At 59.9% G+C, this 20,487-nt stretch carries 19 protein-coding genes; 16 read left to right on the top strand and 3 right to left on the bottom strand.

The window, feature by feature from the left end:
• Window positions 1–74 precede the first annotated feature (74 nt).
• The 3 genes from ABIB95_RS37805 to ABIB95_RS37815 all read left to right on the top strand — a co-directional run bounded on the left by ABIB95_RS37805 (window position 75) and on the right by ABIB95_RS37815 (window position 3,132).
• Window positions 75–1,157, top strand: a complete 1,083-nt coding sequence (locus tag ABIB95_RS37805; RefSeq protein WP_354247410.1) for an ABC transporter permease — start codon at window positions 75–77, stop codon at window positions 1,155–1,157.
• Window positions 1,133–1,945, top strand: a complete 813-nt coding sequence (locus tag ABIB95_RS37810; protein ID WP_247302563.1) for an ATP-binding cassette domain-containing protein — start codon at window positions 1,133–1,135, stop codon at window positions 1,943–1,945. The genes ABIB95_RS37805 and ABIB95_RS37810 overlap by 25 nt, the downstream gene beginning before the upstream one ends.
• Before the next feature lie 152 nt (window positions 1,946–2,097).
• Complete coding sequence (locus ABIB95_RS37815; protein ID WP_354247413.1) at window positions 2,098–3,132, top strand: IS110 family RNA-guided transposase; 1,035 nt, start codon at window positions 2,098–2,100, stop codon at window positions 3,130–3,132.
• Window positions 3,133–4,838: 1,706 nt separating this feature from the next.
• On the opposite strand, the gene ABIB95_RS37820 is transcribed toward ABIB95_RS37815, so the two are convergent.
• A complete protein-coding gene (locus tag ABIB95_RS37820) occupies window positions 4,839–5,420 on the bottom strand; it encodes a TetR/AcrR family transcriptional regulator (protein ID WP_354247416.1) in 582 nt (193 codons plus the stop codon).
• Here ABIB95_RS37820 and ABIB95_RS37825 point away from each other — a divergent pair.
• Window positions 5,402–6,820, top strand: a complete 1,419-nt coding sequence (locus tag ABIB95_RS37825) for an alpha/beta hydrolase family protein (protein WP_354247419.1) — start codon at window positions 5,402–5,404, stop codon at window positions 6,818–6,820. The genes ABIB95_RS37820 and ABIB95_RS37825 overlap by 19 nt on opposite strands.
• A gap of 43 nt (window positions 6,821–6,863) precedes the next feature.
• Here ABIB95_RS37825 and ABIB95_RS37830 read toward each other — a convergent pair whose 3' ends face one another.
• Complete coding sequence (locus ABIB95_RS37830; RefSeq protein ID WP_354247422.1) at window positions 6,864–7,688, bottom strand: N-acyl homoserine lactonase family protein; 825 nt, start codon at window positions 7,686–7,688, stop codon at window positions 6,864–6,866.
• A gap of 99 nt (window positions 7,689–7,787) precedes the next feature.
• On the opposite strand from ABIB95_RS37830, the gene ABIB95_RS37835 reads away from it, so the two are divergent.
• The 10 genes from ABIB95_RS37835 (at window position 7,788) to ABIB95_RS37880 (ending at window position 17,202) form a co-directional block, all read left to right on the top strand.
• On the top strand, window positions 7,788–8,705 hold the full coding sequence (locus ABIB95_RS37835; RefSeq protein ID WP_354247424.1) for a LysR family transcriptional regulator: 918 nt from the start codon (window positions 7,788–7,790) through the stop codon (window positions 8,703–8,705).
• Window positions 8,706–9,347: 642 nt separating this feature from the next.
• Window positions 9,348–9,680 (top strand): BufA1 family periplasmic bufferin-type metallophore, encoded by a 333-nt coding sequence (locus ABIB95_RS37840; protein ID WP_354247427.1) that lies wholly within the window; start codon window positions 9,348–9,350, stop codon window positions 9,678–9,680.
• Window positions 9,681–9,744: 64 nt separating this feature from the next.
• Window positions 9,745–10,644, top strand: coding sequence for an MNIO family bufferin maturase (gene bufB, locus ABIB95_RS37845; RefSeq protein WP_247312300.1), 900 nt, complete (start codon window positions 9,745–9,747; stop codon window positions 10,642–10,644).
• A gap of 128 nt (window positions 10,645–10,772) precedes the next feature.
• Entirely contained in the window at window positions 10,773–11,651 is an 879-nt protein-coding gene (locus ABIB95_RS37850) for a hypothetical protein (protein WP_354247430.1), read from the top strand.
• A gap of 56 nt (window positions 11,652–11,707) precedes the next feature.
• Entirely contained in the window at window positions 11,708–12,502 is a 795-nt protein-coding gene (locus ABIB95_RS37855) for an HvfC/BufC N-terminal domain-containing protein (RefSeq protein ID WP_354247525.1), read from the top strand.
• Window positions 12,499–13,008 carry a DoxX family protein gene (locus ABIB95_RS37860; RefSeq protein WP_354247433.1) on the top strand — a complete coding sequence of 170 codons (510 nt, stop codon included), beginning with the start codon at window positions 12,499–12,501 and terminating at the stop codon, window positions 13,006–13,008. Before ABIB95_RS37855 ends, ABIB95_RS37860 begins: the two co-directional genes overlap by 4 nt.
• Before the next feature lie 75 nt (window positions 13,009–13,083).
• Entirely contained in the window at window positions 13,084–13,734 is a 651-nt protein-coding gene (locus tag ABIB95_RS37865) for a sigma-70 family RNA polymerase sigma factor (protein ID WP_354247436.1), read from the top strand.
• Window positions 13,734–14,366 (top strand): NrsF family protein, encoded by a 633-nt coding sequence (locus tag ABIB95_RS37870; RefSeq protein ID WP_354247438.1) that lies wholly within the window; start codon window positions 13,734–13,736, stop codon window positions 14,364–14,366. The genes ABIB95_RS37865 and ABIB95_RS37870 overlap by 1 nt, the downstream gene beginning before the upstream one ends.
• Window positions 14,367–15,612: 1,246 nt before the next feature.
• Entirely contained in the window at window positions 15,613–16,059 is a 447-nt protein-coding gene (locus tag ABIB95_RS37875; RefSeq protein ID WP_354247440.1) for a thioesterase family protein, read from the top strand.
• Between the two features lie 222 nt (window positions 16,060–16,281).
• Entirely contained in the window at window positions 16,282–17,202 is a 921-nt protein-coding gene (locus tag ABIB95_RS37880) for a LysR family transcriptional regulator (RefSeq protein ID WP_354247443.1), read from the top strand.
• Here ABIB95_RS37880 and ABIB95_RS37885 read toward each other — a convergent pair.
• Window positions 17,180–17,383 (bottom strand): hypothetical protein, encoded by a 204-nt coding sequence (locus ABIB95_RS37885; RefSeq protein ID WP_354247446.1) that lies wholly within the window; start codon window positions 17,381–17,383, stop codon window positions 17,180–17,182. The two genes, ABIB95_RS37880 and ABIB95_RS37885, sit on opposite strands and share 23 nt — an antisense overlap.
• Window positions 17,384–17,413: 30 nt before the next feature.
• On the opposite strand from ABIB95_RS37885, the gene ABIB95_RS37890 reads away from it, so the two are divergent.
• Both ABIB95_RS37890 and ABIB95_RS37895 read left to right on the top strand, forming a co-directional pair.
• Complete coding sequence (locus tag ABIB95_RS37890) at window positions 17,414–18,394, top strand: Bug family tripartite tricarboxylate transporter substrate binding protein (RefSeq protein WP_247312325.1); 981 nt, start codon at window positions 17,414–17,416, stop codon at window positions 18,392–18,394.
• Entirely contained in the window at window positions 18,378–20,480 is a 2,103-nt protein-coding gene (locus tag ABIB95_RS37895; RefSeq protein ID WP_354247449.1) for an acetate--CoA ligase family protein, read from the top strand. Before ABIB95_RS37890 ends, ABIB95_RS37895 begins: the two co-directional genes overlap by 17 nt.
• Window positions 20,481–20,487: the final 7 nt, after the last annotated feature.

The raw sequence follows: 20,487 nt of genomic DNA on the forward strand, positions 1-20,487 counted from the left end.
CGGGCGCCAGAAAAGCCAGGGACGTTCGCCCGAGATTGGAACCGCAGGTTCCAGATGCAACGAGGAAAACGGTCATGACCGATATTGGCAGTAGCCAACCCGCTGCCCAGGCCTTCGAGCTTGTGCCCGACAAGGCCGAGAGCCGCGTCGCCGAATTCGAAGTCCGTGCAAGATCGCCGCTTCAGAAGCTTCAACACTTTCTGCACGCCAATCCGACGGCAGTGCCGGCGATCGTGCTCCTGCTCAGCGTTGCGGCCTTCGGCTTCACCGTCGGCTCGCGCTTTCTCTCGATGTTTAACCTGTCGCTGATCATCCAGCAGGTCACGATCATCGGCGTAATCGGGGCGGCGCAGACGTTGATCGTGATCACCGCCGGCATTGATTTGTCGGTTGGGGCCATCATGGTGATGTGCTCCGTCATCATGGGCAAGCTCGCGGTCACCATGGGACTGCCAGCTCCAATCGCACTCGTCGTGGGTGTCACCGCGGGCGCGGGTTGTGGCGTGCTCAACGGTGCGCTCGTAACCCGACTCAAGCTGCCGCCTTTCATCGTGACGCTTGGGACATGGTCGATCTTTTTCGCTCTCAACCTTTGGTATTCGGCATCCGAAACCATCCGTTCGCAGGATGTGGCGAAAATCGCCCCGTTGCTCCAGGCATTGGGAACGCCGGTGAACATCTTTGGCGCCCGTTTTACTTACGGCTCCTTCTTCATGCTCGGACTCGTGGCATTTCTCTGGTTCGTGCTGAATCGTACCGCCTTCGGGCGCCATCTCTATGCGGTGGGCGACGATTCCGATGCGGCGCGGCTTGCAGGGATCCGAACCGACCGCATCCTCTTCGGCGTCTATGTGATCGCTGGCGTAATTTGCGCGCTCGGTGCGTGGGCATTGATCGGGCGCATTGGTTCGATCAGCCCTCAGGCTGGCCAGACGGCCAATTTGGACAGCATCACGGCGGTGGTCGTCGGTGGTGCCAGCCTATTCGGCGGCCGTGGTTCGATTGTCGGCACGCTGATCGGCGCCCTTATCGTCGGTGTGTTTCGCAACGGGCTCGCCTTGTCCGATGTCGACGTGCTCTGGCAGGAATTCGCCGTCGGCTGGCTGATCATCATCGCGGTAGCCCTCGATCAATGGATTCGCAAGGTGTCGGCATGAGCATTCAATCCAACACTCCCCAGCCGCTTCTGCAGGCGCGCGGCCTCGTCAAGCGCTATGGTCGCGTGACGGCGCTCGATCACGCTGATTTCGATCTCTTTCCCGGCGAAATACTCGCCGTCATTGGAGACAATGGTGCGGGAAAGTCCTCGCTGATCCGCGCGCTTTCCGGAGCACTCGTTCCCAACGCGGGCGAGATCAGGCTTGATGGAAAGCCTGTCGCCTTCCGCTCGCCTCTCGACGCGCAGGCTGCAGGCATCGAGACTGTGTATCAGACGCTTGCGCTCTCCCCGAGTCTATCGATCGCCGACAACATGTTTCTCGGTCGCGAATTGCGCCGCGCGGGGCCTTTCGGCTCGATCTGCCGCATGCTCGATCGTAAGGCCATGCAGCGCATCGCGCGCGAGAAACTCACAGAGCTTGGCCTCATGACCGTGCAGAACATCAATCAGCGCGTCGAGACGCTATCAGGCGGTCAGCGCCAGGGCGTGGCAGTGGCACGGGCTGCGGCCTTTGGCTCGCGAGTGGTGATCCTGGACGAACCTACTGCGGCGCTCGGGGTCAAGGAATCCCGTCGTGTGCTCGAGTTGATCCTGGACGTTCGGGGGCGAGGTCTGGCGGTTGTCTTGATCAGCCATAACATGCCGCACGTTTTCGAAATTGCCGATCGTATCCACATCCATCGGCTCGGCCGGCGGCTCACCGTGATCGATCCCAAGTCGTATACGATGTCGGATGCGGTTGCCTTCATGACCGGCGCGCGGGCGCCGGTCGAAGCCGCAGCCTGATCGGCTTACGACAATGCGAAGCTCCTCAAACTAGATGCGGTAATGGGCCCGGCTCCGGAGCAAGGGGTCATGATGGTGGCTGTCCCCCGATAGATGATGAAACGGGGTCACGACTTGAGTCGGCCCCAAGCATCTGGAGACGGAGGACAGCCGTGGAGAATTATGCCGGAATCGACGTGTCATTGGAACTGTCGAGCGTGTGTGTTGTGGACGCCCAGGGTAAGATCCTGAAGGAAGCGAAGGTCGCAAGCGAACCCGACGCCTTAGTTGAGTTTTTTGAGACGCTCGGCTTTGCAGTGAAGCGGATCGGGCTGGAGGCTGGGCCGCTGTCGCAATGGCTGCATGCAGGCCTGAAAGGTGCAGGATTTGAAACAGTTCTGCTGGAAACGCGGCACGTGAAGGCCGCATTATCTGCAATGACGGTCAAGACGGATCGCAAGGATGCCCGCGGGATCGCCCAGTTGATCCGGATGGGATGGTTTCGGCAGGTACACGCAAAGTCGGTTGATGCGCAAGAGATCCGGGCACTCCTGATCGCACGCAAACAGCTTCTCGGGCGGCTGATCGATGTAGAATTAAGTATCCGAGGGATTTTGCGCGGCTTCGGTCTGAAGGTTGGCCCGGTGACGCGAAGGAATTTCGAAGCGCGGATTCGAGAGTTGGTTGCAGGCCAGGCGACATTGGAGCGCATTGCTGGTGCGATGCTTTCGGCACGATCGGCCCTGAAGGCAGAATACGGAAGACTACACAAGGCTGTGCTGGCAATTGTGCGTGATGATGCAGTCTGGCGCCAGCTTATGACAGTACCAGGCGTTGGTCCCCTGGTGGCCATCACCTACAAATCGGCGATTGATGATCCTCATCGCATTGTAAAGTCAAAGGCAGCAGGCGCGCTGTTCGGGCTCACGCCAAAGAAATATCAATCGGGAGAAAAGGACGTCACGGGCGGAATCACGCTGGCCGGCGATGAGACGGTGCGGACGGCCTTGTATGAAGCCGCCAACGTTCTGCTATCGCGCATCACGCGGTTCTCAAAACTCAAACGCTGGGGGATGGACGTCGCCAAGCGGAGAGGCTCGAAGCGCGCAAAGGTCGCCTTGGCACGCAAGCTCGCAGTGATCCTGCATCGGATCTGGGTCGATGGCACGACTTACCGATGGGCCGAAGCGGGCTCAATCGCAGCATAGAAGACGTGGAGGAGATCAAGAACGCAACCGGGATGAACTGAAGCCCGGTGCCCGAAGTCCCGTCGCCGGGACGGTGGATGCGGTGAAGCCGTTACACGCCCAGTGGCCGTCGTCCGACGAACCACGCGTATCTAGATAGGCTCACCGCTCCCTCTGACAGCATGATGTGGCGGCCAGGCGTCGACCACGAACAGAAGCATGAGCTCGGCGGCGTGGCGTTCACTCGGGAGGCTTGACATCATCGGGCCCATTACAGAAGGGCGAGTACTCATAGAGGCACAGATTCACGAGTATATGCCCAGTCCATCGACGTTGGAGCGGCTCCTCGGGCCGCCAACGCCGAGTCGTTCTCACAGCCCAGTAGAGGAGCGCGCTATGTCATGGAAGTGGATGCCGAGTTGCCACATCGTGGCCAATAGGGACCGCGCCGCCCAACCGGAGCTTCAACGTTTTATCGCAGAACGCATAGGCGCCACCGCCTTTGAGACCGACAGCAGACGTCCCCATCCTTTCCCAACCCGACCTCGTACCCGATGTGATCCGCAAGGCTCCACACCCCGTTCAGCATCTAAGGGAGCGTAAAGTGCATCGCTCCTGTTTCAACGAACCAGATGGAAGTCTTGGCGAAGCGTCCTTGCAAACCTCCGCGGAATTTGTGCGCACCTATAGTGCCATCGTCGACGCGCTCACAGCGACGGTCCTTAATGCAGATGCCGGGTTAAACTGGCTGAGCGCTGAACCGCCAGATCTGGAAGAAGCCCGACTAGCTCTCAATGCGATCGCTAACGACGCTAAGCGAGTAAGCGAAATCGTCGTTCGACTTCGAGCACGCATGAAAAGTTCCCCCACACCGGATGACGCTCTTGATCCTTGAGCTGATACCTCCAGGTTGCCGGAGCAACGCCGCCTTTTGGCCCGTCTCAGGCCTCTGGCGATGTCCGCTTTCGCCGCTGTTACGGGCAAAGCCGCCAACAAACGCGCCCTGTACACGCGCTAGCATGGGTGGCGAGTCAGGTGCCATCAGTTGAGTGCCACTGAGAGAGTGTGTGCCGGACATCTCTCTGACGATCGGTCGATAGGATGTGCGTCAAGATCGGCGAGAGGCAAGACGACGAACTGCCCGACGACTTGGCGATACCGTTGGGGTCATGCCGCCCCGCTTATGCGGAGTAGGGAGAACCTGATGAGCAGCGACGATAACAATATTATCGACTTTCGAGAGTACCACGAGCGGCGTAAGCGAGTGGGTCGCAGTGCTTTTGTGCCCTCCAGAGAATCATTCGTGGTGCTGAGAGCTGGGCCGATGCAGCTGGTATTCGTCCCCCTTCCGCTGCCATTTCCGGTCCCGTTTGTGATGCTTTGGCTTCCGTCCTGGTAAGGCAGATCTATTACTACGACCAGTCAACTACGCCTCGCCGTCGACCGGACGCGTCGAGGATTGGGAATGGGGGCGGCGAAGTCCGGATGATGCCTGACGCGTCACCGTCAACAGCGCCGAAGCTGTCGCTACAGTGATCCGCGCTGAATTGGCTTACCCGATTTCGATTCAGTCAAATTCAATTGTTCGCATGTGCTGCTGGTCGGCTGCCAAAATGCGGGGATGTATAAGCCGTTGGTCAAATCTGTGATCGTCACTCGAGTAACCCAGGCATCTACGGTCGAAATAAGCCTAGAGCACCAGGCGATCAAGGTTAAAGCATGCCGCGCTAGCTCACGTAAGCCTTCAGCAGGCGATCCACCTGTTCGTCGAGCGGCCAACTGCTGGGCGCTTCCATGCTGACCAACAGGCGGAAGTACAGTGGTGCCACCAGCGTTTCGAGAAAAATGATCGGGTCGGCGTCGGCAGGAAACTCGCCGCGTTTGATCGCGCGATCAAACACTGGCCGCAGCCGCGAGAACCGTTCGCGCCAGTAGGCGCGCTTCAAACGCTGCATGTTGTCGTCGCGCAATTCCACCAGCGCAAGCATCGCTTGGCCGCGTGGTGTGCCGAGCAGTCGGATCGCGCTCTGCATGATCTCCATCAGGTCTGTCTTCAGTACGCCGGTGTCGGGAATGGCGATCGCGTCGTCGGCGAAATGCAGGCTCGCGTCGAGCGCCAGCGCTTCGCGTGAGCCCCAGCGCCGGTAAATCGAGGTTTCATGTACGCCGGCCCGCGCCGCGACGTCGGCGATGCTGAAATCCCTGAAACCGCTCTTGGAAAGCTCCTCGAAGGCGGACTTCAAAACTGCTTGGTGTATGCGGGCACTCCGACCGCCCGGCCGCTTCTTCGGTGCACCCTCTTCAGCCATCAGCGTCTCCAGTTTCGAATCATCCTCATCATAAACGCAATTCGGCTTGCATTAATGTGAGCCTTCGGCATCTTAACGCAAGAAATATTGCGTTAACGGCGGAGACGGCGCGTATGACCCTGAAGTGGATCGTGATCGTGCTGACAGTGCTTGGGGCGGGAGCAGGGACCTATGCGTGGATCGGAGCGGCCGATGTCGGTCAGGGGCGGTTCTTCGCGGACCAGAGCTATCATTTTCAAACATTGCGGGCTTTGACCGACATCGCCGCCGACGGCGCCGATACGTCGGAGGTGTTGGAAACGATCAAGCACATCCGCTCCGGCGACGCGCAGGGCTGGTTCGCAGCCTGGACCGCGACCGCCGATCGCGTCAGCGCTCGCGCCGAGACGATCAAGGATCCGCTCGGGCGGGGCCGGGCGCTGTTGCGCGCCCACAACTATTACCGCACGGCCGAGTTCTTCCTTCCGCCCGATGACCCGAAGCGTCCGTCGGCCGCGGGGAAGAACCGGCGCGCATTCTATGCCGGCCTCGACGCGCTCGGCGTGCGCTACCAGAGGATCGTAGTGCCCTACGGCGAAGCGCATCACCTCGACGCAGTCTACTATCCGGCCGCCGACGGCCCATCGAAGAAGCGATCCCTGATCGTGTTCGGCGGCGGTTTCGACTCGACGATTGAGGAACTCTATTTCGCGCTGGTCAAGGATGCGAACGAGCACGGCTATGATGTCTTGACCTACGACGGACCCGGACAGGGCGCGATGCTGCGCGAACAGGGCCTCACGTTCACGCACGAGTGGGAGAAGCCGGTGCGTGCGGTGATCGACAGCTTTCTCGGCGGCCATCCGCGGCCCGCCAAGATGGTGCTGGTCGGCATGAGTATGGGGGGGTACTTCGCGCCGCGTGCCGCCGCGTTCGATCAGCGCTTCGACGGTGTCGCCGCCTATGATGTGATGTTCGACGCGGGTCAGTCGGCGACGCGTTTCGTGCCGCCGGCTGTCACCTGGCTGCGCGCGCACGGTCTCGGTGCCGCAGTCGATCTCATGGTTCGCCTCAAGGCGGCGTGGTCTCCCGGATTCCGTTGGGCGATCGCGAGCGGCATGTGGACCCTCGGCACCAAACATCCGCTCGATAGCGCCATCGAGTTGCGCAAGTACACGCTTGACGGCGTCGCTCCACGCATCACCGCCGACCTTCTCATCCTCGCTGGTACTGAAGATCACTTCGTCCCGATTGAGCAGGTCACCCAGTTCGAAAAAGCGCTCACGGGCGCGCGCAGCATTACAACAAGGGTGTACGATCGCGCTTCAGGCGGCGCCGAGCATTGTCAACTCGGCGCGCAGACACTGTGGCACGCGGATTTCTTCGATTGGATGGACGCGAAGTTCGAGGCCGACTCATGAGATCGAGGCAACCGAGCATCGCGGCGAACGGCAGAGCCAAAGATCAGCTCATTATGATACAGCGATTTGCGAGCCGGGTGCCGGATTCGGGGTCGTGGGTCGGCAGGTAGATGGTTGAACGACTCTTTGCATAGGTGCCGATTGTCTCCAACGTCGCAGTCGATATTTTTTCGTTTGCACTGACGCCGTCCGCCGTGCCGGCTACCATCAAGGCCTGATTGTAAGAGGCGTCGCCGGCAAGAAATACGGTCATGTCACCGTCCTGGACAAGGACTGAGACATGATCAGCGGTGTGGCCGGGTGTGCCGACGACAATGATGTCTCCGGCATCGGTCAGGCGACGGCTGCGCATGAAGGGTCCAAACGGCTCAGCTGCAAGATCGAGCGGAAGCGGATCGAACCACGTAGGCCACCGATGAGGTAGATATCCGCGTATGCGCCCCATCCATCCGCTCGCCGCGCGCATCTCGTCCCGAGCAACGAAGATTTCGCTGTTCGGGAAATGGACCAGTCCGCCGTCGTGATCCATGTGCAAGTGGGTTAGAACAACCTTCTTCACGTCTCGCGCCCCAATGCCGAGGGCACGCAACTGCGGACCGATCTCCTGCTCACGCTCAATTCGGAACGCTACTTCCCACCTCACATAAGGATGGCACGACTGTGCACTTTCCAGCAGGTGTGTCCCCTGGCCGGTGTCGACGACGATGACGCCCTCCTGGTGCTCGATTGCCCAGGCATAGGTAGGCAGCCAATCGGTCCAGTTGGGGTCAGTGAACATCGCGAGCTGGCGCCGAAATCCGTGGCCGCGGCCCGCGACCTGGGCCGTTTTGATCCTGACGGTTCCGGTTTGGATAGCATGTACGCGCATGAGGACCTCGAGTGCCGGTGGTTGTTGTCCGGATCAAGATGGTCAACGCGGCGTCTAAATGGAATTGTAGAAAGGCGTCGAACCGATATACAGGAATTTATGGAGAAGGATCCTGGTTGGGAGCTCTACCGCTCATTCCTCGCCGTATTGCGGGAAGGAAGCTTGTCGGGGGCGGCACGGACGCTGGGGCTTACCCAGCCTACGATCAGTCGGCATGTCAAGGAGCTCGAGATCACTCTCGGCACCTCGCTGTTTACGCGCGCGCAGGATGGTCTCAGACCGACCACTGCAGGGCGCGCGATCGAACCTCACGCGCAGGCGATGGCCGCCGCAGCGGCAACTCTCGTCCGAACAATCTCCAGCAACGAAGCCCTGCCTCGCGCGGTCGTGCGGATTGCAGCGAGCGAGATCGTGGCTACGGAAGTGCTGCCTCCGATTCTCACCGAATTTCGCGCCGGTCACCCGGAGATCATCATCGAGCTATCCGTTTCCGACCGCGCGGAAGACTTGCTCCGGCGAGATTCCGACATCGCCGTGCGGATGACAAGGCCCAAGCAGGCAACTCTCGTTGCGCGCCGAATAGGTCAGGTCACGTTGGGGCTTTATGCCCATCGACGCTATCTGGGTGAACATGGCCGACCCCACAGCATGCACGACTTGACCCAGCACGCGCTGATAGGATTCGATCGGGAAGGCGTATCAATCCGCGCCTTGCGGCAGCTGGGAATGAACCTGAGGCGCGACGACTTCGCGTTGCGAACGGACAGCCATGTTGCACAGCTTGCCGCGATCCGAGCCGGATTCGGGATTGGGATCTGCCAAACGGCGGTTGCACGAAGGGATCCTGCGCTCGTTCGCTTATTGCCGAACGAATTTTCGTTGAGCTTGCAAGTCTGGATTGCCATGCACGAAGACCTGCGCTCAAGCTCGCCGATGCGTGCAGTCTTTGAACACCTGGCGGCGGCGCTGTCCGGTTATGTGCGCGCAAGGGGGCTCGCGCAACAGTCGCCGATCTGATCCGGATTGCCAGATGATGAACGCCTGTGCATATCGACGCCGAACACGAGCTACCCGTTGTGTGGCGGTGGAAGGAAGAAGCTGGACCTTCGCCAGCTCCGATGAGGGCGCCGGCGTGCCCCGGCCATTCGTTCAACCGGCTTTTCGATAGCGTGACGATCAGCGAGAGCCGATCAAATCTCCCTCATATTCCTGCACTGGTTTTGAGCTGAACGATGCGGTGCCGGACGCTGCAGACGGCACGCGGTGTCGTTGACCGGGCCGAGTTGCGCCCATATGTCCGGCAGTGCCGCCAGCCAGATCTTCGCGACCGTTCCCGAACTGCTGGCCGGCGAGCCCGAGCTGCATCCGAGTGCGGTGATCGCGTCGAAGCCGGTGGCCTGAGCGAGACGGGAGTTCAAAGGGCCCCGTCGACCTGAACCGCTGTTCGCGGTCGGACAGCGGAATGCGTCGTCGGTTCCTGAAGCGGCTGCGTGGTCGTCCCGCAGCCAATTCAACGCGCAGAAGGCCGCTGACAAAAATCCTCCGAAGCAGAGTGACCTCGGAGGACGTCACAACGAACCACCTTACAGGCGCGCCGAAACAGCCGCCATCCCGCCAGCCGCAATCGATGTGCTGGCTTAACTTTCAGGAGAATCCAACATGTCCGATCGTCTGATGTCTACGCTGGTGGCGGGTGCCTTCGCTGCTGCCTTCGGCACGCTCGCCTCGGTGCCCGCGAATGCTCAGGAGTTCACGGCGCAGCAGAAGAAAATCCAGGCCGACAACACTGTGAAGGTGAAGTCCGGCAAGGTCGAGCCCTGCTTCGGCACCGCCCTCAAGGGACAGAACGATTGCTACGCGGGTGCAGGCACGACCTGCGCGGGCACCAGCACCGCCGACTACCAGGGTAACGCCTTCAAGCTGGTACCGACCGGTACCTGCACGACGATCTCCACCCCCAACGGATCAGGCAGCTTGAAGCCTAAGGTCTAGTCCCCATTCCGGCCGGGCCGCCTCCCACGGCCCGGCCATCCCTGAAACGCCTGAGGTGAAAACCATGCCGAAACTGACCATCAAGCCGTCCCAGGCACCGTTGCCGAAGAGTGCCGGCGTCGGCCTGAAGGCCGAGCATTACCGCACGATCATGGAAACCTCCCCCGACATTGGCTTCTTCGAGGTTCATGCCGAGAACTACATGGGCGCGGGCGGGCCGCCGCATCGCTACCTCACAGCGGTCCGCGAACGTTATCCGCTGTCGCTCCATGGCGTCGGCCTGTCGATTGGCGCGGATCGTGCTTTGGACAAGGATCATCTCACGCGTCTGAGCCAAATGATCGACCGCTATTCCCCCGCGCTGTTCTCGGAGCATCTCGCCTGGTCGACCCACGACGTCGGCTTCCTGAACGACCTGCTTCCGCTGCCCTACACGGACGAGACGCTCGCGCGGGTCGTGGAGCATGTCGACCAGGTGCAGGACGCTCTCGATCGCCAGATGCTGCTGGAGAACCCGTCCACCTATCTGGCCTTCGCCGAGAGCACCTGGTCGGAGACGGACTTCATCGCAGAGATCGTGAGACGGACAGGGTGCGGTCTGTTGTTGGACGTGAACAACGTCTATGTCGCCTGCACCAATCAGAATTGGAACCAAATCGCCTATCTCGATGCCTACCCGCTTTCTAATGTGCAGGAGATCCATTTGGCCGGCTTCGCGCCCGACGTCGATGAAGAAGGCCGTCCCCTGCTGATCGACGCCCACGACCGACCGATCGAAGAGATCGTCTGGGGTTTGTTCGCCCATACGATCGAGCGCATCGGCCCGGTTCCAACTCTGATCGAGTGGGACGCAAATGTGCCCGATTGGCCGACGCTGAAGGCCGAGACGGAGCGCGCCGAACTCATAATGGCTGACATCGACCGCGCACAGCGGCGGACACCCGCCCTGATCCACGCACACTAATTCTCGGAGGAGCTCATATGCCGGCGCGGAGAGTTGCTATCTATTATGCCTGGAGCCGGCCGGATGAGGCTGGAGCTCCCCTCGACATCATCGAGAGCCGGTTTCCAGCGCTCTTCGAGAGCTGCCGCATGCTCTTTCCCCGCTTCGAGGAGCGGAGCGATCCCTCCCGATACGACCAGGGTATAGCAGGTTTTCTCGATCACATCGTGAGGCAGAACTTCGCTGCGTTCGTGAAGCTGGGAGAAGCGATCACAGGGCTTCCGGTTGTCGAGATCGAACGTGTCGTTGACGATGGCAGGCTCACCCCGCTCGGATCCGAAGCCCTTGAGGGCATCGATACGCTCATCGTAATCAGCTTCGACTCGCTGCGAACCCATCAGCAGGCGAGCGCGGCGGAAATCGATTTCGTCCGCTCGTTTCTTTCCAAGCCGGATCATCTCGTATTCGTTGGCCCGCATCACGACATCGGAGAAGAAGAGCCTGGCTCGCATGTGGAGATGATCGGACGGCAGGTCGCGGACTTTTTGCATCATGGCGACAAGACCATTCCGCCGAGACAGGGGTTTGGCGGCTTCGGGCGTTCGCTGCTCGCCGAGTTGGGCGTTCCGGCCGAAAATCGGTTTGGATTGCGCCCGGCCTCCGAGGCCGATGGCACGCCATCGCTGATCGACGCCGATGCCTCGCTCGACCGCCTTCATCTGCTCTCGGGCGTGCGCACCTTCAATCTTCACCCCCACCTGCCGCACTTCGAGCGCGTGGGTGAAGCCCTCACGAAACTCGACGTATTGGTGCGCCAGAAGATCGATCTCGCGGCTCCGCCCCATCCCTTCACGGCTAACGGCCGCACCACCTTCGACGCGCTGCTGCAGTCGAAGCCGGACATCTTCGCGGGCACGCTGCTGGTCGGGGATGCAACCTTATGGAGTTCGACGGCCGGCGGCGTCGACAGCCTCCAAACCTTCTGGACCAACGTCGTTCAGCGTGCTCGTCGTGGTGATCGCCCATGATCGGATCAACTGGCATCTCGGCTTCGATTCTTGAAGGCCCCGAGCAAGATTCCGTCATGCACGGGTTCGCCGACCGACAGGCTGACTTCGCCCGTGCGATCCTTGATCCGCAGAAGCTGGCTCCTTCGGGGCTGGTCGGCCCCGACGGACGGCCGAGCGCAAAGCGCTTCGCCGTCTATCGCAACAATGTCGTCGTCGGGTTGATCGAGACCCTGAAGGCGGCCTATCCGGTGGTTCATCGTCTTGTCGGCGAGGAATTCTTCATTGCCATGGCGCGCCTCTATGTGATGGCGGAACCGCCGGCCTCTCCGATAATGCTCGACTATGGGGCCGGCTTTCCCGCCTTCATCGCGCGCTTCGAGCCCGCCACCGTGCTTGCCTATCTCCCCGATGTCGCGCGTTTCGAGCGGGCGTGGGTGGAAGCCTACCACGCAGCCGAAGCATCCCCGCTGCCACCGTCAGCCCTCGGCCATGTGCCGCCGGGCGATGTCCCGACGATACGGCTCGTCCTGCACCCGTCCGTCCGCATCGTGAGGTCTGCCTTTCCGATCGTCGGCATCTGGCAGGCGAACATTGACGGCATCGAAGCTGTGCAAATCGATCTCGATGACAGAGGAGAGGATGCGCTGGTCGCACGCCCCGAAGCGGAGGTCGAGATTCGGCGTCTGCCGGGAGGCGCCGCTGCATTCATAGAAGCGCTTCGGGCAGGATCGCCCATCGTCGATGCCATGAAGGAAGGGCTGTTAGTCAATCCACGTTTTGATCTTGCCAGTACGCTTCGAGGCATGATCGAGGCAGGCGTCATTGTCGGCTATGACATGCAGTCAGCCCCATCGATGGAGGCCGCATGAGCCCGCAGCCGACATCGTTGAGCAGCACGAGCGCAACGGTCCGTCATGTGCTCCTCCGGATCGAAGCGACCGCGCAATGGCTCGCACCTCCGGTAGTGCGCATTGCCCTGGCGCTTCCCTTCCTTCGCTCCGGCCTCACGCGGTGGGACGGTTTCCTGTCGCTCTCGCTTGGGACCTTGTTCCTGTTCGAGGAGCAGTTCAAGCTGCATGTCTTCGGGGGAGAGTATGCGCTTCCCGCACCTGACCAGTTGGCCCTGATGACTGCAATTGCCGAAATCGCGCTGCCCATTCAACTGATAGTCGGTCTCGGAACGCGATTTGCCGCACTCGGCCTGCTGGTCATGACGGGCGTCATCCAGCTGGTGTTTCCGAATGGTTGGGCTAACTTCCACCTGTACTGGGCAGCTTTGGCCATGGCCATCATAGCCATCGGCCCAGGTCCAGTCTCGCTCGACCATTGGATCAACAAAGGTGGTGCTCGATCTGGTTCGCCGGAGGCAAGGTGATGCAGCACGGCTGCCTCCATACCGGTCCCCAGGGCCATTGCTGGCTTACAGCTGCTGTCTCTGGGAGTTGGCGCAATGCAGGATGACGGGCGGCGGCGTCTGACGCTGGCGGCCTCGGATGGCGAGGCGACACGAGAAAAGGCGACGGCTACGCCGGGGGATCCAGAGGCCGCTGCGTCCCGCGATCTCGACTGGACAATTCTCATGGCGCGGGCGCAGGACGGCGATACGGTCGCCTACCTGCGCCTGCTCCAGGAGATCACACCCTATCTCAGATCATTGGTCAGGCGATGGAACAAGGACCATTGGGACATCGAAGATACCGTGCAGGACATATTGCTGACCCTACATTCGATCCGGCACACCTACGATCCCTCACGGCCATTCGGTCCCTGGCTGGTCGGCATCGCCAATCGTCGCGCCATTGATCGGCTGCGTCGACGTGGTCGGCAGATATCGCGCGAGGCGCCACTCACCGCCGTGCACGAGGCAACTGCCGCAGCGTCCGACAACAGCGACGACGTGTTTGACAAGCGTCGCCTGACAGAGGCTCTCGGCGGCCTGCCGCCGATCCAGCGAACGGCTGTCGATCTCCTCAAGCTGAAGGAAATGTCGCTAAGGGAGGCATCCGATGCGACCGGGCTCTCCATCGCTTCGCTGAAAATGGCGACGCATCGGGCGCTCCGGAACCTTCGGACCTTGCTCTCGGATCGGAGGGATTCGTGATGGACACGGCCGATCTGATCCGCTCGCTCGCCACCAACGCTCCGCCGGTCAAACGCCTTCGTCCGCCGCTGGTTCGAGCTGTTGGATGGCTCCTGCTTGCCGCCGCGATCATGGGCCTCATGACGATCAGCCATGGCGTGCGGCCGCAATTCGCCGAACGCATGCAGGATGCGGTATTCGCCATCAATATGATCTCGTCGCTCATGACGGGTGTCCTTGCCACCATCGCTACTTTCTTCATAAGCCTGCCGGACCGGTCCCGCTGGTGGCTTCTCCTACCCGCCCCGGCGCTCGTCGTCTGGCTGTCGACCATCGGCTATCAGTGCTTCGCTGGCTGGGTCCCGGTACCGCCAGGCGCGATTACCATCGAGGCGGCGTCCGGTTGTCTCGCGACGTTGGTCCTGACCAGCCTGCCTCTGTCGCTGCTGATGCTGGCTATGCTGCGCTACGCCGCCACGCTCCGACCAACATCGGTCATCCTGATGGGGAGTCTTGCCGTTTCGGCTATCACCGCAACCGCATTGTCGATGTTCCATCCGCTGGATGCGACCGCGATGATCCTCGGATGGAATCTCGGTACGGCCGTTCTATTCCTCACGGGCGCCGCGATCTTTTGTCGGAAAGGGGCCTAGATGGCGCGGAGTTCAAGCAGACCTTCTAAGCTCTAGGAGCGTTTCACGATGGAAGCACGAAGAGTAGGCAGATATGGGATCTTGTTCCGCTCGAGCTCGGACACGCCCGGCTTACGGATACTTTGGGAGTAAGCCCTCAATCTCTTGATCTCGATAAGCCTCCTCCGCGGGTCTGCCGAAGGACAGCGTCCAGACGTCGTTCAAGGTCGCCACGACCTTGGCGCGAGACAGTCAATGGACTGTGAGGGATCTGCTGAATACCAGCGAGGTGGCACTCACCACCGCATCATTGTTCGCTCCCCCGAGCAGATCGCCGACTCCATCGAATGCTGGTTTCAATCTGGAGCCGCCAATGGCTTCAATACGATGCTGGATATTTTGCCATCAGGCTCGAAGCCTTCGTCGACCACGTGATCCCGGACGACGCCGGGGTGCCTTCCGAACTCAATAAAGTGGCGCGACGCTGCGTGAGCACCTGGGATTACCGCCAATCTGGAAAGTCCCGAGCATTTTGCGGACTGATCGAAACGCGAGGGGACCTCTAAAGCGCACCGGTCTCGTGAATTAAAGTCAAATCTGGTTTGAGTTCAGGATCCCGTATCGTTGAGGTTAGGATAGCAAGATGAAAAAATCGGCTCTCTTTACGCTCAGGGTCACGGCTGAAATCTTGGTGGCGCAGTACCTACTCGCAGAATCCAAGCACTCTGTCGCGGCAGAGAGCCCGTCGACGATCGGGAGCGCCATGGTCGTCGATAGCTGATGCATCTTGGTGAGAGAGCCCGCGCCGTTCGATGCTGAAGGGCTCGCAGCCTGCCGTATCGAGCCCGGTCCGATGGGCGATGTCTGTACGTTGGTCGGTTGAACCGCGCATCGAGACAAAATGGTTGGGCGATGCGTAAGAGACTGCGAGGCGTCAAGTTACGGGCTGACCTGCCGCCCGTTGGTGCGATTGCGATGGCGCCGAATGGTTATCTCCGTCAAGGGGCGCAGGATCGACGGGCAGAGAGAGAGGCCTTTATCCGCGATCCGCGTCTTCAATTGGCGGACGCGCCTTACCTCGACGCGGCATCGGCCCGTTTATCGGTTCCGACCGATCGGATCGCGGCCACTTTCAGCGGCTGGAAGAGCTGATTGTAGGTTGCGAGCCGATAATGTTCTCGAAACATTTCGCGCGGGTGCCGGGTGAGCTTGAGATATCCGAACGGAGGGTTCGGCTATCAACGTGCAGAAACAGTATTGAAGATCCATGGAGGATGTTTTGACTTTGGCAAAGCTAGACGTCGGGCTGGTTCACAGAGAGACCATGGAGGTCACGCCGACCATCACGGTGCCCGGCATGGGTTCAATCTTCCCGGGATTTTCGGCAATGCCGGCCGTATTCGCGACGGCGTATCTGGTCGGCTTCTCTGAGTGGACATGCATGCGGGCGTTGGTGCCGTTTCTTGCGATAGATCAGAAAACGGTAGGCCTACATATTGCTCTTGATCACATTGCCGCGACGCCTGTCGGGATGCACGTTACGGCCGAGGTCGAACTGACCGCCATCGAGGGACGAAAATTGCGCTTTAGGATTGATTGCCGGGACGATCGGGAGACGATTGGTACCGGAATCCATGACCGCTTCATTATCGATGGATCTCGCTTCGACAGCAGTCTCAATCGTAAGCTTAGCGCCTGGCGTCAAGGAACCTGATGATCAGCTGTTGCGTGTGGCCCAGCGTCCCCAGGAATGGCTCGACCTCTGATATCCGATGAGGAAAAGAACTGACTACTATGAGGGCTTTAGCGCAGCCATGTTCGGTCAATTCTGCGCCATGATGAGTAATTTTCTGCGCTGGTGTGATTCAAGCCATCCGAAACGAACTGGAGTTGGCCCGGATTTTGCTCTGTCGTAGGTCTAATTGGAGGTGCTGGCATGACACACGTCAGTCTTCGGCAGTTGGATGTCTTTATCCAGGTCGCTCGCGCTGGCTCTCTATCCAAGGCGGCGGCTCTGCTGGAACTGGCTCCGTCGCTCATCAGTCGCACTATCGGGCAAATTGAAGAGAGCTGGGGCGGCGCGCTCTTTCATAGGACGGGCCGGGGCTTCGTGCTCTCCGAGTTCGGAATCCAGATGCTACCGAACGCCATCACGCTGCTGGATCAATCGGCGGAGCTCAATAACTTGGCGCGCCAGTCCTCAAAAGTGCCGTCGGGTGTCGTCCGCCTTGGCATAATTCCGTCGCTGGCCACGAACGTCATGTCTATGTTGAGGGCTGACCTGCAGTCGAGCGCGCCTGAGATTAGGTTGATCGTTCGCGAGGGGCTGAATGGCCACATCGACGAATGGTTGACTGCGGGCAGCATCGACATGGCTGTAATCAACCGTTTCTCGATCGCCAGAAATCAGGATGAATACTCGTTGGGCGAGCTTGAGACATTTGTGGTCTGCTCGCCGACAAATCGCCTAGCGCTGTCCAGTACGGTCAACTTTGCGGAGTTGGCTGGTGTGCCACTTGTTCTTCCGCACTTCCAGAACGGGCTTCGGTCTGTCCTGGACTATCATGCGCGCAAGCAGGACATATCGCTGACAGTCGCAATCGAGGCAGAATCTATCTCTGTGATGAAGCATGTCGCCATGTTGGGAGACGCGGTCGCGATTCTTCCAGTATGTAGCGTTTGGGAAGAAGTGAAGGCTGGAAAGCTGTCTATTGTGAAGATTACCAATCCTGCGATTTGCCGGCAGATCAATCTCGCATCCGCTCAACCCAAGTCGATGTCGCTGGCCACCAAGTTTATATTGTCAAGGCTGCGTGAGCTGATTCCTCCGCTCGTCAAGCAGCTAGCGCTGCATTGATATTTTGATGTCTTGTTGCCATGCGATGTTGGCTCCGTTGACCGAGCAGCCGATCCCGGACGAAATTATCGGCGAGGAAGTGCGTATCGTCGGAGCGGCGCCGAACACCGGCAGCACCATCACTTAAATCGAAATCAGCTTTCCTTGCCAACGTCTTGTTCTGTTCGAAAGGCGATGACATCCTTTTGTCACTCGACAACGGGATGCTTTCATGCGCTCACGACGCTCGATCATAAAGCTACTGCTCTGCGCACCGATTCTGCTTACGCCGAATCTCGCGCAGGCTAGCGATTATCCTGAACGGCCCATTCGTCTCATCGTACCGTTTCCTCCCGGCGGAGGTACTGACGTGATGGCCCGCCTCGTCGGGCAATATCTCGGTCAGCAGCTCGGTCAATCGGTCATCATCGACAATCGCGGCGGGGCTGGCGGCAATATCGCGATGCATGCCGCCGCGACATCCTCGCCGGACGGTTACACGCTGTTCTTCGCCACGACCGGCACGATGACCGTCAATCCCGCGCTCTACAAGGACAAGATGCAGGTCAAGCCGCTTGTGGACTTCGAGCCGATCGGCACGGCAGTGCTGTCATCCCATGTGGTGATCGTGAATAAAGATTTGCCCGTGGCGAACATCACAGATCTGATCGCCCTCGCGAAACAGAGGCCGGGCGCTCTGACCTTCGGGTCGAGCGGAAACGGGGGTGTTGTTCATTTGACGGGCGAACTTTTCAAGCGCACCTCGCAAATCGACATTCTTCACGTGCCTTACCGCGGATCCGCGCCTGCCTTGACGGACCTTATGGGCGGCCGCATCAGCATGATGTTCGACATAACGCCTGGCGATTTGCCTTACATAACTTCGGGGGACGTCAAGGCGCTTGCTGTCACGACTGCTAATCGGATTCCGGCTCTTCCGGATGTACCAACGGTGAGCGAAGCTGGCTTGCCAGGATTTGTATCGACAAGTTGGTTCGGCATCGTTGTTCCGAAAGGTACGTCGCCTGAAATCAAGAACCGGCTAGCGTCCGCGCTTGCCGCGGCGTTGTCCAGCGACGATCTGAAGAAGCGTCTTGTATCTCTTGGGGCGGAAGCGTTCCACACCACCCCCGACGAGTTCAACAAGCTGTTGCAGGCCGATACTGCAAAATGGTCAACCTTGGTGGAGAGCTCCGGTGCAACGATCGAATGATCTGGCGGCGGCGTCGCTGGATGCTGCAAAGCTTTTACTCAATCCCAAATCAGTGGCGGTGATTGGTGCCTCGCAGAACCCCGATAAGGTCGGTGGGCGTCCGATTGCTTTCCTGCAACGTTTCAGATTCAAGGGTGAAATCGACCCTGTCAATCCGGTTCGCGACACTGTTCAGGGGTTGCGGTGCTACAAGGACATCCTTGACATCAAGGCTGCTCCAGATGCCGCGATCGTTGCGGTTGATGGCCGTAGTGCGGTCGAGCAGATCGCCAGGTGCGCGACAGCTGGTGTGAAAGCCGCCGTTGTGATGAGCGCGGGTTTTGGAGAACTCGGCGTTGAAGGTCGGCAACGAGAGCTGCAGATGCTAGCGTGCGCCGAGGAGCGTGGCATGCGGATAGTCGGGCCAAATGCACAGGGAGCCGCTAATTTTGCGAATGGCGCGGTTCTCAATTTCAGCACGGTTTTTACCGACATCGAGCCCAAAGATGGTCCTATCGCAATCATAGGGCAGAGCGGCGCAGCAAGTGTCATGCCGTTCGCTCTACTTCGCGAAGCCGGCTATGGCGTGCGCTACGTAATCGCGACGGGAAACGACATTGATCTGACGGCTTGTGCGATGGCGGAGGCGGTCGCGGCAGATGAGCAGATTCGAGTGATTTTACTGTATCTCGAAAGCCTGCAAGACCCCGCGCGGCTGGCCAGCGCCGCCGCAATCGCGCGGCGACGCGGAGCCTACCTCCTTGTTCTCAAGGGCGGCGAAAGCAGGAAGGGGGCGACCGCAGCAGCGTCGCACACGGGAGCCCTCGTTGGCGACGACGCGGCGGTGGATGTATTTCTTGCTCGGAACGGAATCTACCGAGCAAGGGATGTCGCCGATCTCGTACGTGCGACGGCGCTTTACCTCGACAATCGGCCGCCAGGCGCGGCACGCACAGTCTCTGTCAGTTATAGCGGCGCCGTCGCAGTGATGACAGCTGATCTGGCTGAGCGGGTAGGTCTCGAACTCACGGATTTGAACGAAGTGACCACGGCTGCTCTAAGGAAAATCCTCCCCGAGATAGCAACCCCAAACAATCCGCTCGATATGACAGCCGCGATTCTTGGAAATCCGGAGATCTTCCCGGCCGCTCTCAACGCAATGGGTGATGATCCGAAGGCGGACGCAGTCATGGTGACTATACCCGTGGCGGGAAGGGGATATGATATCGATCGTTTTGCACGCTCGGCAGCAGACTTCGCCCGGACCCGCAATAAGCCGGTCGTTGCGAGCGCAGCGCAAAGCAGCGTGCGACGAACCTTCGAGGCAAACGGCGTTCCGACATTCAGCACGGAAGCAGACGCTGTTCTTGCGCTTCGCCAGTATGCGCGCCATCACGAGCTGCTTCGGGCGCCCGAACCGCCGCCGCTTCCCGAGCTGATTGATCTGAATATCTCAGGTCTTCTGAACGAGGGCGACAGCCTGGCTCTGCTGGCCAATCATGGGATTCCCATCGTTCGACATGTGATTTGTAGAACTCCGGAGGACGCCGCCGCAGCGTTCCGCGCGCTCGGAGGAGGAAGCGTCGTGGTAAAGGGCTGCGCAGCCAATGTGCCGCATAAGTCTGATCTCGGGCTAGTATACCTCCGGGTAGCGACAGAGGAAGCGGCAGCATTGGCCGCCCACGAATGCCTCAGCTCCCTGCGTCGCATCGGCACCGAAGATCCAAAGGTGATTGTAGCGATCATGGTTAGGGGCGGTCATGAATTCGCCCTCGGAGTTTCTGTTGATCCGAAGCTGGGACCGGTGGTTTTGATAGGCGACGGTGGGACACTTATCGAACTACGCAAAGACGTTTCATCGCTTCTGGCGCCTTTCACGCTGGAGGAGGCAATCGAGGCCTGCATGAGGCTAAGATTGAGCCCGCTGTTTCAGGGTTACCGCGGTGCGCCATCTTTGAATGTACAGGACCTGGCGGGCGCTGCAGTCGCGCTGGGAGACTTCGCGACGCGATCGCGCACGTCTCTGAAGTCTGTCGACATCAATCCCATCATATTGCTGCCAGGTGGGGGAGCGGTTGCCGTTGATGCGGTGATTGAGTTCAAGTGAGGAATAG

Origin of the sequence: Bradyrhizobium sp. LA2.1 (assembly GCF_040547725.1) — a bacterium.
Taxonomy (GTDB): Bacteria; Pseudomonadota; Alphaproteobacteria; order Rhizobiales; family Xanthobacteraceae; genus Bradyrhizobium; species Bradyrhizobium barranii.